General features: G+C 70.0%; 14 protein-coding genes. 2 read left to right on the top strand and 12 right to left on the bottom strand.

Annotated features, from left to right (window positions below):
- Nucleotides 1-6 precede the first annotated feature (6 nt).
- Nucleotides 7-603, top strand: a complete 597-nt coding sequence (locus ABH920_RS02725) for an isochorismatase family protein (RefSeq protein ID WP_370346352.1) — start codon at nt 7-9, stop codon at nt 601-603.
- Between the two features lie 8 nt (nt 604-611).
- Here ABH920_RS02725 and ABH920_RS02720 read toward each other — a convergent pair whose 3' ends face one another.
- The 11 genes from ABH920_RS02720 to ABH920_RS02670 form a co-directional block, all read right to left on the bottom strand.
- Entirely contained in the window at nt 612-1,187 is a 576-nt protein-coding gene (locus tag ABH920_RS02720; RefSeq protein ID WP_370346350.1) for a hypothetical protein, read from the bottom strand.
- A gap of 34 nt (nt 1,188-1,221) precedes the next feature.
- Nucleotides 1,222-2,847 (bottom strand): hypothetical protein, encoded by a 1,626-nt coding sequence (locus ABH920_RS02715; RefSeq protein ID WP_370346348.1) that lies wholly within the window; start codon nt 2,845-2,847, stop codon nt 1,222-1,224.
- Between the two features lie 174 nt (nt 2,848-3,021).
- A complete protein-coding gene (locus ABH920_RS02710) occupies nt 3,022-4,395 on the bottom strand; it encodes an aspartate aminotransferase family protein (protein WP_370346346.1) in 1,374 nt (457 codons plus the stop codon).
- Nucleotides 4,396-4,491: 96 nt separating this feature from the next.
- Nucleotides 4,492-5,775: an adenylosuccinate synthase gene (locus ABH920_RS02705; RefSeq protein ID WP_370346344.1), complete on the bottom strand. Its 1,284-nt coding sequence runs from the start codon at nt 5,773-5,775 to the stop codon at nt 4,492-4,494.
- A gap of 169 nt (nt 5,776-5,944) precedes the next feature.
- Nucleotides 5,945-7,129, bottom strand: a complete 1,185-nt coding sequence (locus ABH920_RS02700; protein WP_370346342.1) for a hypothetical protein — start codon at nt 7,127-7,129, stop codon at nt 5,945-5,947.
- Nucleotides 7,126-7,653, bottom strand: a complete 528-nt coding sequence (locus ABH920_RS02695; RefSeq protein WP_370346340.1) for a SigE family RNA polymerase sigma factor — start codon at nt 7,651-7,653, stop codon at nt 7,126-7,128. The genes ABH920_RS02700 and ABH920_RS02695 overlap by 4 nt, the downstream gene beginning before the upstream one ends.
- Nucleotides 7,654-7,758: 105 nt before the next feature.
- Nucleotides 7,759-10,836: a hypothetical protein gene (locus ABH920_RS02690; RefSeq protein WP_370346338.1), complete on the bottom strand. Its 3,078-nt coding sequence runs from the start codon at nt 10,834-10,836 to the stop codon at nt 7,759-7,761.
- A gap of 17 nt (nt 10,837-10,853) precedes the next feature.
- On the bottom strand, nt 10,854-12,851 hold the full coding sequence (locus ABH920_RS02685; RefSeq protein WP_370346336.1) for an HSP90 family protein: 1,998 nt from the start codon (nt 12,849-12,851) through the stop codon (nt 10,854-10,856).
- A 62-nt stretch (nt 12,852-12,913) separates the two neighbouring features.
- On the bottom strand, nt 12,914-13,123 hold the full coding sequence (locus ABH920_RS02680; protein ID WP_370346334.1) for a DUF397 domain-containing protein: 210 nt from the start codon (nt 13,121-13,123) through the stop codon (nt 12,914-12,916).
- A gap of 279 nt (nt 13,124-13,402) precedes the next feature.
- Entirely contained in the window at nt 13,403-13,609 is a 207-nt protein-coding gene (locus ABH920_RS02675; RefSeq protein WP_370346332.1) for a DUF397 domain-containing protein, read from the bottom strand.
- Nucleotides 13,606-14,586: a helix-turn-helix domain-containing protein gene (locus ABH920_RS02670; protein WP_370346330.1), complete on the bottom strand. Its 981-nt coding sequence runs from the start codon at nt 14,584-14,586 to the stop codon at nt 13,606-13,608. The genes ABH920_RS02675 and ABH920_RS02670 overlap by 4 nt, the downstream gene beginning before the upstream one ends.
- A gap of 267 nt (nt 14,587-14,853) precedes the next feature.
- On the opposite strand from ABH920_RS02670, the gene ABH920_RS02665 reads away from it, so the two are divergent.
- On the top strand, nt 14,854-15,180 hold the full coding sequence (locus tag ABH920_RS02665; RefSeq protein WP_370346328.1) for a hypothetical protein: 327 nt from the start codon (nt 14,854-14,856) through the stop codon (nt 15,178-15,180).
- A gap of 255 nt (nt 15,181-15,435) precedes the next feature.
- On the opposite strand, the gene ABH920_RS02660 is transcribed toward ABH920_RS02665, so the two are convergent.
- Entirely contained in the window at nt 15,436-16,416 is a 981-nt protein-coding gene (locus tag ABH920_RS02660; RefSeq protein WP_370346325.1) for a hypothetical protein, read from the bottom strand.
- Between the last annotated feature and the right edge of the window lie 92 nt (nt 16,417-16,508).

Raw genomic sequence — 16,508 nt, 5'->3', positions numbered from 1 at the left:
CGCGACATGGCGCTGACCACGCTCGACCCGAAGACCGCGCTCGTCCTCATCGACCTCCAGCACGGCATCGTCGCCCCTCCCGCAGTTCCCTATAGCGGTACCGAGGTAGTGGCACGCGGCAAGGAACTGGCCGACGCCTTCCGCGCCCACGGTCTCCCGGTCGTCCTGGTGAACGTCTCCTTCTCCCCCGACTTCGCCGACGCCCCGAAGGGCCGGGACGACGAAGAGCCGGACGAGGACGGCGACGACGAGGGGATGCCCGCGGACTTCGCCGTCATCGTCGACGAGCTCGGCGCGCAGAGCACCGACATCCGGGTCACCAAGCACCAGTGGGGCGCCTTCCACGGCACCGACCTCGACACCCAGCTGCGCCGGCGCGGCGTCACGCAGATCGTCCTGGCCGGCCTGGTCACCAGCCGCGGCGTCGACACCACGGCGCGCGAGGCGTACGCGCACAACTACAGCGTGGCCTTCGCCACCGACGCCATGGCCGACCGCGGTATCGAAGTGCATGAGAACGCCGTCGAGCGCATCTTCCCGCAGATCGGCCAGCGCGCCTCAACTGCGGAGATCCTGCAGCTGCTCGCTAAGACGCACGGCTAGAAAGCGTTCTAAGCGGGTCCGTCCAGAGGCTCCGACACTTCCTGCAGAAGCCCGTAAACGAACCGGGCCCGGCGCCGCGCGACGACGCCGTGCCCGTCGTCGTACCCGTATTCACTGTGCCAGCGCGTCGGAGCGTCCTCGGGAAGGTGCCGCACCCGCGGATACATCCGCTCCAGGTCGCCGACCACGTACTCCCACGGCTCCAGCGCCTGATCCTCCGGCGCCGCCGGCGGCTTCGTCCCGGGCGCCCGCACCAGCCACTCCTGCCAGACCTGCCCGCCCGGCCCGACCACGATCTCGAAGCGCAGCTCCGGCCACAACGGCAGCACCCAGTGATAGAGCCGGCTGACCAGATCCCCGGTCCGCATGTCCATCTCGTTGTCCGGCGGACCGAGCACCGCTCTGAAGCGCTCCGGCCCGCGCGGTGAGGAGCGCGACCGCACATAGCGTTGCCACCAGGCGTTCGCTTCACGCATCTCAGTGATGGTGAAGCCGAGGCCCTGCCGAGCCTGTTCCACGAGGGCCGGTTGGTAGTCGGCCATCCGACGCAGGAGGACCAGCTGGAATTCCGAGCGCGAGATCATCACGGCAGAGCTTAGTGCGCAACTCCCATGCGCCCTAGAAGTCCGGAGGCTGGAAAGGCTCCTCACGCTGCGGCGGGCGCCGCGGCGGCGGCTCTCCGGTCCCCCACGGCTCGTCGCGCTGCGAAGCCCGACCGCCTTGTGGCGGCTGCCCCGAACGCGGCGCGCGACCGGGATCGGCGGGAGCACTCCCGCGCGGCTCCGGGCGGCGAGGATCGGAAGGCACGCCACCACGCGGCTCCGGACGCCCCGGACGCGGCACCCACTCGCTTCCAGGCGGCGCACCGTCCCGTTGGGGGTTCCGCGACCGCTGGGCCTGCTCAGCCTCCGCGCGCTCGCGGCGCGAGGCCTTTCTGGGTTCCGGCGCGCGTCCGGAGCGCTGCGCCTGCTCGGCCTCCGCACGTTCGCGGCGCGAGACCTTTCTGGGCTCCGCTGCTCTTCCGGATCGTTGTGTCTGCTCGGCCTCACGCTCGCCACGCCGAGGCACCCGGCTGATGTCTGCCGCGTCGCGTGGCCGTTGCACCCGCTCTGCGTCGGAAGGCTCCCGGCGCGGCGCCTTCCGAGGCTCGGCCACTCTCCCAGGCTGCTGCACCCGGCCCGAATCAGAGGGCTCACCTCGACGCGGCGCCTTCCCCGACCGCTGCGGCTGTTCGCCCCGCGCCGGTTTCCCGCGCCGGAACCAGCCCGAGCCGGCTATCGGACCCGAATCAGCAGCCTGCCGCGCCTCCGCGCCCTCACGCCGCCGCTCCGCGCCTTCGCGCCGCGCGGACGGTGTTCCCGCTCCGGGGACGTCGTCCCGAGCCGGCTTGCCGTCTCGCCGTATCCGGCCAGGATTCGCCGCCTGCCGCGGTCCCGGGGCCGGTCCCCGACCCGGCGTCCCGGCCGGCCGCAGCCGCCGCGCGTCGGTGGGCCCGACCGCATCGGCTCCCGAGCCCGCGCCGGACCCGCCTCCGGGCCGGACATCAGGGTTCTTCGGGCGCGGCCCCCTGCCGACCGCGTCATCGGTACGTCCTTGCGCCCCCGCCGGCCGCAGCCGTCGGGGATCCGTCGGCCGGCCCGCATCCGCCACGGGACGCGCGCCCGCCTCGCCGGCCCGCGCACCGCCGTCCGCAGCGCTTGAACCGGCCGCCGAGGGCCCCGCCGCCAACTCGCGCCGCGTCGCGCTCCGTCCGGTCGGCAGCGCGTGTCCGACCGGCACCGGGCCGCGCGCCTGCGTCTGTTCCAGCGCCCGCTCACGGCCGCGCAGGTATCCGGCGACGAACTTCTCCAGGCCCATCTCGGCCAGCGGCATGCGCTGCTGCGGGTCGTACGCCGCCAGGCCGGTGTCCGACTCCACCGCGTGCGCGAAGCGGAACGCCATCGTCGCCGCCATCCGGGCGACCGGGCCGTCGTACCAGTAGGGCAGCGCGATGACGCCGTCCTCGCCGAAGAACGTGAACCGCAGCCGGGTCACCGGATGCACCAGTTCACGCTGGCCCCGGCCGCGGAACTCCTCGATCTGGCCCAGGATCTGCGCGGCGTGGAGCACGAGGTCGGGCCACGGCTCCAGGCGCGCGGCCACTATCCTCGGGTCCTCCTCGCGGGCCGCCGTGCGCGCGGCGGCCAAGGCCTGGCCCCACGTCTGGCCCAGGATGTGCGGGAGGAAGACCACCTCGTGGCTCATGTGGCAACTTTAGTCGTGTTCGGACCTTGATCGATCTCAGGACGCGAACGCGACAGTCCCAAAAAAACGTGCGGTGACGCAGTTCCTTGAGGAGCGGGGAGATATCAGCAGATGACGCGCGCTGCCGGTCGGCAGCGCGCGTCGTCATCGTGTGCTTCCACCGCCGTGCGGACGTCAGCTCGCGTAGGCGTCCACGACGTCCAGCGCCTCGTCCAGCGCCGCCAGACCCTTGCGCGCGTCCTCCTCGGAGATGGTGCACGGCGGCACCACGTGCAGCCGGTTGAAGTTGATGAACGGCCACACGCCGCGCGCCTTCATCGCCGCCGCGAGCTCGTTCATCGGCGCCGCGTCCGCGCCGGCCGCGTTGTAGGGCACGAGCATCTCGCGCGTCTCCTTGGAGCGGACCAGGTCCAGCGCCCAGAACGCGCCGACGCCGCGCACCTCGCCGACGCTCGGGTGCTTCTCCGCGATCGCGCGCAGCTCCGGTCCGAAGACCTCCTCGCCGAGCCGCGCCGCGTGCTCGATGATGCCCTCCTCCTTCATCGCGTTGATGGTCGCGACGATGGAGGCGCACGCCAGTGGGTGCCCGGAGTAGGTCAGGCCGCCGGGGTAGACGCGGTCCTTGAAGGTCTCGCGGATCTTCTCGGAGATGATCACACCACCGACCGGGACGTAGCCGGAGTTGGAGCCCTTGGCGAAGGCGATCAGGTCCGGGGTGACGCCCCAGTGGTCGACGGCGAACCACGCGCCGGAGCGCGCGAAGCCGGCCATCACCTCGTCGGCGATGTAGACGATCCCGTACTTGTCGCACAGCTCCCGCACGCCCGCCAGGTAGCCGGCCGGCGGCAGCAGCACGCCGGCGGTGCCGACGATGCTCTCCAGGATGACCGCGGCGATCGTCGCCGGGCCCTCGTACTGGATGGTCTCCTCGAGGTGCTGGAGCGCGCGCTGGCACTCCTCGGCCTCGGTCGTGGCGTGGAAGTGCGAGCGGTACAGGTGCGGGCCGAAGAAGTGCACGGCGCCGCCGGTGGACTGGCCCACGGCATCGTTGGCCCAGCGGCGCGGGTCGCCGGTGAGGGAGATGGCCGTCGAGGTGGAGCCGTGGTAGCTGCGGTAGGTGGAGAGCACCTTGCTGCGGCCGGTGTGCAACCGCGCCATGCGGACCGCGTTCTCGACCGCCTCGGCGCCGCCGTTGGTGAAGAAGACGTAGTTCAGGTCGCCCGGAGCCAGCTCGGCGATCAGCCGCGCGGCCTCGCCGCGCACGTCGTTGGCGAACGACGGCGCGATGGTGCACAGCTTGCCGGCCTGCTCCTGGATCGCCGCGACGACCTTGGGGTGCTGGTGGCCGATGTTGGTGTTCACCAGCTGGGAGGAGAAGTCCAGGTAGCGGTTGCCGTCGTAGTCCCAGAAGTAGGAACCCTCCGCGCCGGCGACCGGGAGCGGGCTGATCGCCCCCTGCGCCGACCAGGAGTGGAACACGTGGGCGCGGTCGTTCGCGAAGACCTGCGCGCCAGCCGCCTTCAGGTCGTCGGAGGAGATGTCAGTCATAACCCCGAACGTACATGTTGCGGCCCCCCGCTCGGGAGGCCGCAACGTGTCAAGGAATCGTCCGGAGGCCCTTACACAGGGGGCCTACAGGGGGACCTACAGGAACGAGCGCAGCTGGATCGTGGCGTTGCGCTCCGGGCCGACGCCGATCGCCGAGATCGGGGCCCCGGACATCTCCTCCAGCGCCTTCACGTACGACTTCGCGTTCGCCGGCAGGTCCTCGAAGGACTTGCAGCCCGAGATGTCCTCGGTCCAGCCGGGGAACTCCTCGTAGATCGGGGTCGCGTGGTGGAAGTCGGTCTGGGTCATCGGGATCTCGTCGTGCCGGACGCCGTCCACGTCGTAGGCCACACAGACCGGGATCCGCTCGAAGCCGGTCAGCACGTCCAGCTTGGTGAGGAAGAAGTCGGTCAGGCCGTTCACCCGGGAGGCGTAACGCGCCACCGGCGCGTCGAACCAGCCGCAGCGCCGGTCCCGGCCGGTGGTGACGCCGTACTCGTGGCCGATGCTGCGCAGCGCCTCGCCGTTCTCGTCGAACAGCTCGGTCGGGAACGGGCCGGCGCCGACGCGGGTCGCGTACGCCTTCAGGATGCCGATGCTGCGGGTGATGCGGGTCGGGCCGATGCCGGCGCCGGTGCACGCCCCGCCGGTGGTCGGGTTCGAGGAGGTGACGAACGGATAGGTGCCGTGGTCCACGTCCAGCAGCGTGCCCTGGCCGCCCTCCAGCAGCACCACCTTGCCCTCGTCCAGGGCCTTGTTCACCACCAGCGAGGTATCGGCGACCATCGGCCGCAGCCGCTCGGCGTACCCCAGGTACTCCTCGACCACCGCCTCGGCGCTCAGCGCGCGCCGGTTGTACACCTTCACCAGCATCTGGTTCCGGTCGCGCAGCGCGCCCTCGACCTTCTGCAGCAGGATCGAGGGGTCGAACAGGTCCTGGACCCGCACCCCGATCCGGTTGATCTTGTCCGCGTAGGTCGGCCCGATGCCGCGCCCGGTGGTGCCGATCTTGTTCTTGCCCAGGAACCGCTCGCTGACCTTGTCCATGGTCCGGTGGTAGGGCGTGATCAGGTGCGCGTTGGCCGAGATCAGCAGGTGCGAGGTGTCGACCCCGCGCTGGTCCAGGCCGTCGAGCTCGGCGAACAGTACGGCCGGGTCGATGACCACGCCGTTGCCGATGACCGGCACGCAGCCGGGCGAGAGGATGCCAGAGGGCAGCAGGTGCAGGGCGTACTTCTGGTCGCCGATGACGACGGTGTGGCCGGCATTGTTGCCGCCCTGGTAGCGGACGACGTAGTCGACCGAGCCGCCGAGCAGGTCCGTGGCCTTACCCTTGCCTTCGTCGCCCCACTGGGCGCCGACGAGCACGAGAGCGGGCATGGGAGATGCCTTTCCAACGCTAGACGCCTACTAGCTGCCAGTAGGTCCCTCTAGGGCGACGCGTCTTTGTGTTAACGACGGAAGCCCCGGTCGCAAGCGGCGACAGGGGCTCTTGCGGCAAGAGTTTACCGCGTCGTGTCCGGGGATGGCCATTTCTGTTCGACGTTCGTCACCACGCCGCCTTCATCGGGGGAAGGGCCTTGCCCGCGGAGTCGAAGGCCGTGACCGCGCGCAAAGCCTTTTTGTCCGTCTCGAAGTAGGCGTAGAAACGGTAACCGCCGAGGCTCTTGATAGCCACGGGGCTCTTGGTGCCGTCGGTGAAGTCGAGCTCCATACGAGCGACGTTCGAACCGACGAGGCCGAAGCCCGAGCTCAGAGGGGACCTGGCGCCCCCGCCCGCATTGCCGTTCTCCATCGTCTCCGACCCCTTCGTCGCAGAGAGCCCGCAATTCGGGTCGGGATGTTGTTCCGCCTTCGTGCCCTGCTGGTACACCAGGCACGGCCCCGCCGCTCCTGCGTAAGCGGTGTAGATCGCCTCTTCGCCGGGAGCGAACTCGATGCGCGCCACTTCCACCGAGCCGGCATCCTTCGCCGGCGTCTCGCCGGGCTTGTACCAATGCCCTGCGGTACTCGCGGATCCCTTCACATTGAACGGCATCGTAAATGCGATCTGCGCGCCATGGGCATCGAAGAGCTCGATCTTACTGACCCCGAGACCGAACGGCAGAGCGAACAGGACCACGGGAACTCCCACGGTGGGCACCGCGTCCAGCTTCAGGACTTCTCCGTCCTGAAGGGTGATCGTGGCCGAGGCCACGTCCGATCTCAAGAACAGGGAGTAGTCGTCGGGCTGGCCCTGCAGTCCCCAACTGGAGTTGTAGGTCAGGCTGGCGTACTGGTCCCACGGATTCAGCTTGGTGAAGCCGCACGACCACTGAATGTAGTAGCAGTTCACGTTGTCGAAGTCGACGCTCCATTTCTTGCCGTCGATCGTGCCCGAGAAGAGTCCCTTGCCGCGGGTGAGCTGCACCGGGTTCACGTGGACGCGCCCTCCGGTGCTGGTCGCCCCGTAGACCCCGCTCGGACCGGTCGCGGCACCCCCGCCCCCGCCCCCGCCGGAGATCGCGACCGGCACGCCGACCGACAGCGCCGCCGCGATCGCGAGCGCCCCGCTCCCGACCGCGCGCCGCCGGGCCCGGATCGCCCAGCCGCGCCGCACCACCGCGGCCACCGGGATCGCTCCGGTCGTGAAGCGGCCCAGGTCGGCGAACATCTCCTGGTAGGCGTCGGTGTCGACGCCGGGGTCCGCACCGCCGGAGCCGTCCGGGCCCGGTTCGAACTGGTCGCCGTTCATGAGGTCAGACTCCTGTCCTGAAGCTGTGTGCTGGTGCGGAGCTTGGCCAGGGCCCGCGAGGCCTGGCTCTTCACGGTGCCGACCGAGCAGCCGAGCACCGTGGCGGCCTGGGTCTCCGTCAGGCCGTCCCAGTAGCGGAGCACGACGACCGCGCGTTGCTTCGGCGGCAGCTCCATGAGCGCCGCCACCAGCGCGTCGCGCTGGTCGAGGGCCGCGGTGCCGTCGCCGACGGCGGGCTCGGCCGAGGCCTCACCGTGGTGCTCGACGACCCGGCGCTTGCGGAACCGGTGGTTGTTGGTGTTGATCAGGATCCTGCGGACGTAGGCGTCCGGGTCCTGTGCGCGCCGCACCTTCGGCCATGACGCGAAGGCCTTCGCCAGCGCGGTCTGCGCCAGGTCCTCGGCGTGGCCGCGGTCGCCGGTCAGCCCGTAGGCGAACCGGACCAGGCCGCCCCACCGGCTGACCATGAACTCACCGAACTCTGCTTCTTGTTCCGCGCGGCTTTCAACTCTGTCACCCCGCATCCGTCCACTTCTGTCGCCCCGCATCCGTCCCCCTCTCTCGTGCTCTTGTCGCAGAAGAGGGCCGACTGCGCGCGGATCGTTGCACGCGCGCGAGAAAACGGGGTCTCAGTCCGAGAGCTGCTCCAGGAACGCCACGCAGCGCACCGCCTCGACCCCGGCCTCGGTGCACGCCGCGATCGCCTCGCGCAGCCGCTCGACGGCGGCGTCGCGGCTGCCGTACCGGTCCAGCAGCCAGGCCACCATCTGCTCGGAGAAGTCGTAGTCCATCGCGCTGTGCGGCAGCAGCGCCCGGAAGCCGGAGGCGGCGCGCTCGGCGTACGGCATCGCCTTGTCGGAGAGGTCGGCGTTCAGGTGCAGGCGGGCCAGCTGGTCGTCGGTCTCGGCCAGCTCGTAGGCGATGACCTGGGCGTCGCGTTCGTGCGCGCCGGAGCTCTCGGCCGCCTCCAGGACCTGCGCGGCCTCCGCGAACAGGAGCAGCACCTGGTCCAGGACGTCCTCGCGCTCGCTGTCGTGCGCCGTCTCCTCCGACTCGCCGAACGTCACCCAGGCCAGGGCCCTGAGGGTCTTGGCGAGGTTGATCGGGTCCGGCAGGGCCCGCAGCAGGATCACGGCGCGGTCGAACGCGCGCCGGGCCTCGTCGGCGAGCCCGGCGGCGCGCAGCGCGTGCCCGGCGGAGGCCGCGAGCATGGCGTGCCCGCCCTGCTGCGGGAAGTGCTCAGCGATAGCAGCGGCCAGCAGGTACTGCTCGGCGGCGCCCCGGTAGTCCTCCAGGCGGCCCAGGCAGCGGGCCAGCGCCCAGCGGGCGTTGACCACGGTCGGGTCGTCGAGGTGCTCGACGATCTCCGGCAGCGCGGACTCCAGGATGGCGGCGGCGTCGGCGTCGCGGCCCAGCTGCTCGTAGGCGAACGCGAGGCTGTGGCGGGCGCTGGCGGCCAGGTCAGGAACGCCGTGCCGGTCGGCCCACTCGACGGCTTCCAGGGCGTGCTCGGCGCTGTCGTCGTAGCGGCCCAGGCCGCCGGTGGCGTTGGCCAGCACCTGCCGGGTGTAGCCAGCCGGGAACCGCTGCTCGGGCCAGCGCCCGGCGATGTCGAGGGCGGCCAGGCCGGCCTGTTCGGCGTCGGCGTCGCGGTCGGCGGCGAGGTAGGCCTGGGCGAGGAGCATGTTCGGGTGCAGATTCGCCCAGGGGCGCTCGGCACGGTCGTACAGCGTTATGGCCGCCAGCAGTTCCGGTACCGATTCCTCGGGGCGGCCGCGGCGCTGCGCGATCTCGGCCCGCATGGTGTGCGCGGCGGCGGCGCGGGCCGGGACGTCGAACTCGATGGCGTCGGCGAGGAGGGCTTCGACGCTTTCCGCGAAGGCGTCGAAGGCTGATTCGCGGTCGATGCGGGGCTCGGGGTCGGAGCCGGGTTCGGCACTGGCTTCGGTATCGGCTTCGGCACTGGTGTCGGCGTCGGCGTCGGCGTCGGCGTCGGAATACGGGCCGACCTCGGTCGTCCGGCGCGCTTCGAAAGCCTGCGCGCGGCGGACGGTCAGGACGTCCTCGGGCGCGGCCTGGCCACGGGACAGCAGCACTCGGGCGGTCGCGTAGAGCTCGACCAGCGCGTGGTCCGGGATCGGCTCGTAGTTCTTCTTCCGCAGCGCCTCGGCCAGCAGCTTGCGCGCCCGCACGGCGACGGCCCGCCCTTGCAGCCCGCCTGCCTCATAGCGCTCGACGGCCTCGCCGAGCAGCCGGACGGCCCGCTCCATGTCCTCGCAGTCCAGCGCGTCGGCGGCGCGCTCCTCGGCGAGCTGCGCCTGCGCCTCCAGATCCAGCGCGATCCCGCGGCGAGACGCCACCGACGCGACCCGTTCCCACATCCTGATCGCTCCCGGATGGGCCACGTCGAACAGCCGGCGGGCCTCCGCGAGGAGGTCGTCGAAGTCGGTGTCCGCGTCCGGGTCGGGCAGGTCGGGGAGGGGCTCGGGGACCGGCTCGCGCTGGATCGGCGGCGCTGTCTCCGACTCTCGCTCCGGCAGCTGCGGCGGTGCGGCCGGACGCGGGACCGGGACGACGACCAGCGGCAGCTCGGCCACCAGCGGCGTCTGACCGATCGTGGCGGCGATGCGCGAACTCACCGCGGTGTTGCCGTTGCGGGCGTCGAAGCGGCGGGTGAGATCGTCGATCTCTGATCGCACCCGGCGCAGCAGCTCGGCGATCGGCCAGTCCCGTCCTTCGGGTCCGGCGACCGCCTCGTCCTTCCCGGCGGCAGTGCGGGCGCGCAACAGCAGCGCGACGCAGGACAGGAATTCGAGGTAGTCCGACGGTTCGAAGGGCGGGTCGAACAGGCGGCGGTTCTCCGTCAGGATCTCCAGGGCCCGCTCGTCGTTGCCCGACAGCACGCAGAACTCGATGTGGCGTCCGAAGGCGCTGCGCTGCTCGACGTGTCCTTGGAGCAGGCGGTAGCCACGCAGGTGGTTCGCACGTGCCTCGTCGAGTCGGCCCAGGCGCAGCAGCGGCTTCAGCGACGCGGCGAGGGTGCTGGAGGGCTCGTCCAGGCACGCCATCTCGTTGTCGACGGTCGGCCGCCACAGGCGCAGCGCGGCGAGATCGTCGCCGCGTTCCGCACGCCACATGCCCTGCGCCAGGTGCTCGCAGGCGCGGCAGTCGCTCATCTGGTCGCGCTCGGCCGCGAGCCAGCGTCCGAAGTGCGTCTCGGCTTCGGCGGCGTCTCCGAGGTGCTGCGCTATCCGGAAGCGCTGGGCGTGGACGGCGCGCATGCCGTATCCGGCCAGGCGGTAGCGGCGTTCCATCTCGCCGACGAAGCCGTGGACCGTCGCCAGCGGGACCTCGGGGACCGAGAGCAGGTCGGCGGTCATCCACTTGAACACCCAGTGCGTCTCGTACTCGAGGCGGCTCGCGTCGCGCAGGGTCTTGCCGTGGCGGTCCCACAGGCGCAATAGGCGCGAGAACAGCACCGGCGAGCGGAAGCTCTCCCCGCCCCGTTCGTAGGCCTCGATCACCGTGTGCAGCGCGCAGATCTGGGTCTCGGGGTCGCCGAGCTTGTCCGCGGCGGCGAGCAGCGCCTCGGCCCGCACGGACCGGGCCCGGCCCGGCGGCTCGTCCTCGTTCGCCACCAGGGCCGCGCGCAGTTCGTCGGGGGTCCAGGTCTGACGCTGGAACGCCGGCTCGCTCGTGCTGGGCATGACGGACATCGGCCGGCTCAGTCCTCTTCTTCGGTCCCGGGCTCCTGCCGTCGCCCGACGGCGAATCCCAGCAGGCCCAGGAAGGCCCGGTTGAGCAGTGCCGACTCGCTGGACCGGATCGGCCGTTTGGACAGCAGGAGCGCCTGGCCGTAGACGGCTTCGACGCCGGTGGCGGCCAGTTCGGCGTCGTCCAGCTCGGCCAGGCCCTGGATCAGCGGACTGCGATGGTTCAGCACCAGCCGCGCCCGCGGCCCCACGGTCCGCAGCGCGCCGAGGATGCCGGCCCACAGGTCGTCGCCGTCGGCCGCGGCCTCCGCCTCGGCGTCGGCCCGGGCCCGCTCGTGCCGGGCCTCGCGGCCGTCCAGGAGCAGCGCGGGGACGGTGACCGGGTGGTAGGCGCGCAGGGCCACGTCGCAGTCGAGGGCGTCCAGGACCCGGCGGGCGGTGGCCAGCAGCGGTCCGGCAGCCGCCTCCTCGGCGCCGTCGACGGTGTCGAGGTGCGCGGCGATGGTCTCGGGGTCCAGGTCGAGCACGGTCACGCCGGGCAGCGCCCGCGGCAGCTTGCGGACCAGGTCGGCGTCGTAGGTGTAGCCGCCGTTCACCACACCGAGGCCGACCGCCGCGGCGATCTGCGAGACCTGCTGGAACTCCTCGTCCCCGGCCGTCAGGTGGATGACGCGGTGCTGATCGGCGAAAGCCGTCAGCGGCAGCCGGCCGGCCGTGGTCTCGAAGGGGAGCCAGGGCAGCGTCAGCGCGAACAGGTCGTCGTCGAAGCGCGCCAGGGCCTTGACCCCGAGGTAGTGCACGGCCAGCAGCCGGTTGAGGCGCGGCGGATCGGTCGCGGCCAGCCCGGCGAGCCAGTCGCGCACCCGGTTGCCGAGCGCCTCGCGCACGGCGGCGAGCCGGTCGTCCTCGTACAGCGCCTCACGGGAGGCGGTGGGCCGCAGCGCGTCGGTGTCGATGACGCAGCGGACGAAGAAAGCCCAGTCCGGCAGCAGCCCGCGCGCCTGGTCGGTGAGCAGCATGCCCTTGATGTGGACCCGGTGCCCGCCCTGCTCGGAGGTGGTGGCCGCGGTGGGCAGGATGTAGGCGGCGCCCTTGATCCCGAGCAGCGGAATGTTGAGCTCGATCATGTCCAACGGCGCGAAGCCGAGGGTGTCCTGGCAGTAGGCGGCCAACGCCTCGAAGCGGGTACCCGGCGAGGGGTACTCGCGGTCCCAGACCGCCGGGGTCTCGGTGATGCGGTAGGTGTAGCCGGCCTCGTCTTCGAGCACTGTCTCGTACGGCAGCAGGCTGCCGAAGTCCCGCGCCAGCTCGACGACCCGCGTCGCCTGGAACCAGAACTCCTGGCCGTGCCGCGGCTTCAGGGTGACGATCGTCCCGGGCTCCGCGGGCGACTCCTCAGGAGCCAGAATCCTGATGTCGTAGTGACCGTCGGCGGCACCCCGCCATTCGACGGCCGGCGCATCGGCGTCCACAGCGGACTTGGTGACCACACAGATCTCATCGGCGACCACGAAGCACGCCAGCAACCCGATCCCGAAACGGCCGAGGAAGTCCCCCCGACCGAGCTCCAGCACACTTTCGGCATCACCGAACCCGCCGCCGAAGCCCTCAGCCCCCGTCACCTCCGGCACGCCTCGCATACCCGGCACACCCGGCCCGCTCCGCACCCCGCGCTTCGAACTCCGCCCGATGGTGGCCAGAAACCGATGCACCTCGTCCTCGGTCAGACCGATCCCACTGTCCCGCACCTGCACCCGCGCCCCATCCGCGAGAATCCGCACCACCGCAGGGGAACCGGAATCCACAGCCCGCCGAGCGGTGATCGCATCCACCGCATTCTGCAGAAGTTCGCGCACGAACACCCGCGGACTGGAGTACAGGTGGTGCGAAAGGAGATCGACGATCCCCCGCAGATCCACTTGGAAGGCATGCACAGACGGAAGACCACGCCCACCGGCATCAGTGGCGGCGGACGCGGACTCGGAGACCAGCGGCTTCTCGGACGACACGCGCTCGATGCTACGCACCCGCGGCGACACCCGACGCCGGAATGGCCGCAACCGCGACGGTTTTAGACGATCGCGTCGAACTCTCCGGCCTTCACACCTGCGACGAACGCGATCCATTCGGCTTTTGTGAAGGCGAGGACGGGACCTTGCGGGTCCCGGCTGTTGCGGACGAGGATCTCGTCCGTACGGACGCTGGTCGTCTCGACACAGGACCCGTTGCCGTTGGATGCACTGGACTTGACCCAGCGCGCCTCACTTTGATCGATTTGCATGGACTGCCCTCCCGAATTGACGCGCCGTACCGGGAGTAATTCCTACCCGCTGGTACTTGGGGCAATCGCCGCAAGTCTCCCATGACCAAGTCTTTGCCGAGGTGACGGACGCGAACGGCTTCGCGCATCGCACCGCGTGCCCGCTTTCACGCCCCGAACCGCCTCACGCCGCGAGTTCCTGCGAACGCCCCGAGCCTTGTGGGCGTGGAGCGCTCGTCCACACCTTGGACCCGATCGGCTGCAGGTGGGCTGAAAATCCTCGGTGATCGACGCCGCCGGTCAGGCCAGGTCGTCGAACTCCCCGCGCTTGGCACCGTCCACGAACGCGGCGATCTCCGTGCGTGTGAACATCAGAACCGGTCCTTGCGGGTCCTTCGAATCCCTGAGGTACACGGCCTCGCTTCCCCCCGGCGCCAGCTCAACGCAAGCGCCGTTCCCCGTACTGGCGGCGGCTTTGCGCCATTGCAGGCCGTCGGTGTCGATCATGACATGGCTACCTTTCCTTGTTCCCGCGGCCCCTCTGACCGCGAGGACGACCAGTGTTGATACGTGCCGCGCAGCAGTCGCATCAGGAATTTGCGAGTGTCGGCAGGGGAAAGGGCGACCTTGGCCATGGCCTCGAACTTCGCCCCGATGGTCGCGATCTCGCCGTGACCGCGGACGAAGAGTTCCATGAACATGCCCTCGAGGTAGCACGTGCTGCTGACCCGCGGACCCTCGTCGAGGTTCAACAGGAGGATCGTCGACCCCTCCATGCCCCGGTAGAAGCCCGCGGAGTACGGCATGACCTGCAACGTCACGTTGTCGAGCCGGGTCGCCCGGATCAGCAGATCGATCTGCTCCTCACGGATCGCACGGGTCTCTCTGTCAACCCCGGCAGGCCGCCACAGGACGTTCTCGTCGATGACGAAATGTGCCTTCAGGAGGTCGTCGCCGCCGCCCCACACGCGCTGCTGACGGTCCAGGCGGACCCGCACACGCGCCTCCACGTCCTCGCTCTGGAGTCCCTCGTCACCGTTCTGAGTGATGACCGCGCGCGAATAGCGCTCTGTCTGCAGCAGGCCCGGGATGAAGGTGGCCTCGTAGTTACGCAGGCTCCTCGCCTGCGTCTCCAGAGCCACATAGGTGGAGTACTTTCCGGCGATTGTCGAGCTGGCGCCCTGATCAGCCGCCAGCGCTTCCCGGCTCAACGTCATCAACTGGTCACGCCGCTGCGCCGGCACCCCGTACAGTTTGCACAGGTCGCGCACGTCCCGCGCGACGGCTCCACGCTGGCCATTCTCCATCCGGCTTATCTTCGCGTCCGAACACTCCAAGTGCCTCGCAGCGTCCGCGATGCTCTTGCCCGCAGCCAACCGGAGCGAACGCAGCTCCTGCCCGAGCTCCCAGCGCAGAACGTTGATCCCCGCGACCGGCTGGTTCCGCTGGTTCACTCGCACTTGGGCCTCCTGGCCGTCAGGCATGTTCCGTACGCAAGTTCAGTGGGCATCTACATGGTGCAACCACCATACGGCAGATGCCTGTTGCAGATTCAGGAAGAAAGTGCGCGTGGCAATTGACAGCTCCTCCGGACGAGGAGCATCGTACAACTAAGACAGGGGTACGCGACAGGGTTCTGCTTGAAGAGCCACCCACCTGGACCAACGAAAGCCGGGCCGACGTAGTGCGGCGTCGACCCGGCGAGGAAAGGCCCCAAACCGACATCACTCGAAGAGACGGGAAGAGACCTCATGGAGATACCTACCCCTACGCCCCGCGAACAATCGTCAGCAGGTCTGGAGGACTGCCCGCGCTGCGTGCAGGGCCGGATCGGCAAGGCACGGTTGACATGCACTTTGTGCTTCGGCGCCGCCATGGTGCAGCCCTGGGTCGCCGACCAGGAGCGGGCCCAGCAGGCCAGTTGGGCGGCCTACCTGGCGGCCCGGAGGGAGACGGCGCCCGACGGGGCGGACCCGGACCTGGGCGAGTGCGCCCGGTGCTGGCCGTCCCGGTGCCCGCAATGCCCGTGGACGCCCCCGGCCGATCCCGGGGCCGGCCCGCTCGGGCTCGCGGCCTGAACCGGTGGGAGGTGAGGATCCCATGGAAGTACTGATCATCTTCGGTGTCGTATACGCGGCGTTCTTGATCGGACGCCTTCTGCAGTACCTCGCGGACGCCAAGCGCGTTCTCGGACGGGGTGCCGACAGGAACGGGAAGCGGTAGAGACCGCTCCCGGCTAGCAGTGTCTGGGAAAGCAGCGCGCCTCCGGCAATGGAGCCCGGGAGGCGCGCCTCGACGTTTCCGGGGCTGGTGCACCAGCCCCGACAACCGGCTCAGTCCGCCTGGATCTTCGCAGTGTTCTGAACCACATTCACCTGAATGTTGTGCGTCGAGTTCTGATCCTCGTGCACCTGACTCGTCAGATCCTGCGTGATGTCCCCGTTGGCCCCGGTGCAGTGCCCGGCCGGCACGCACGAGAACCGGTAGCCGCCGGCCGGCACGGTCAGCGTCACCTCGGCCGGCTGTCCGGCCGTTACGCGGATGTTCTGGATGTTCGCGATGTCGCCCGCCACCTGCAGGTTTATCTTGTCGCCTATGGGTGCGAACACGTCCAGGTTCGCCGCGCTCACGTCCGTGGCCTGGACCTGTCCGTTGGCTGTCACGCTCACGTCCGATGTGGTCGCCAGGTGGTTGATCGTGACGTTTCCGCGGCCGGTGAACAGCTTCACCGCCGCGTCCAGTCCGGTGGCCGTGATGTCCGCCTGGTCGCTGGAGTGGTCCATCATCGCCTCGACCGACATCGAGCGCGGGACTTGGATGTCGTACTTCGAGGAGCACTCGCTGTTCGGGCAGTGCACGCTGACCAGCAGGTAGCCGCCGGCGCTGATGATCTGGCGCTCCACCGGTTCCAGCAGGGTGGCCTTGTCGGTGGACTTGATGGTCACCTCGTCGGTGTCCGAGCCGGTGACGTTGATCGAGCCGTTGCCGTCGACGGCTATCAGCATCTGCTGCACGTTGTTGTACGTGTACGTGTGCTTGCTCGTGCGCGGGTAGTGGTTGATCAGCACGTTGCCGACGGCTCCCAGCCCCACCAGCACCAGCACCGTGATCGCCAGCGTCCGGGTGAAGCGCCAGGCCCGGCCGGCGCGCTGCCGCCACTCCGACGGCGGCTCCGGCGGGAGCACCGGACGGCTGCGGGTCGGGAGCGGCGCGGTCGGTTCGTTCTCCGAGTCGTCGAAGTCGTTGTCGTACTCGGTGTCCGGCAGCCCGGGAGCCGGGTAGCGCAGCCCGTCGTCCGGCTCGTCGAAAGACACTGAAGCCCCACCTTCCGCGGTATCCCATACCCTGCGGAGGCGAGGCTAGCAGCGTCGAACTGTTGATCGTCTGCTGGTCGGGGTTCTTTGTG

Source organism: Catenulispora sp. EB89 (assembly GCF_041261445.1).
In the GTDB taxonomy this organism is placed as follows: domain Bacteria; phylum Actinomycetota; class Actinomycetes; order Streptomycetales; family Catenulisporaceae; genus Catenulispora.
The sequence above is the reverse complement of the archived record's forward strand: the minus strand, read 5'-3'. Positions and strand labels throughout refer to the sequence as shown.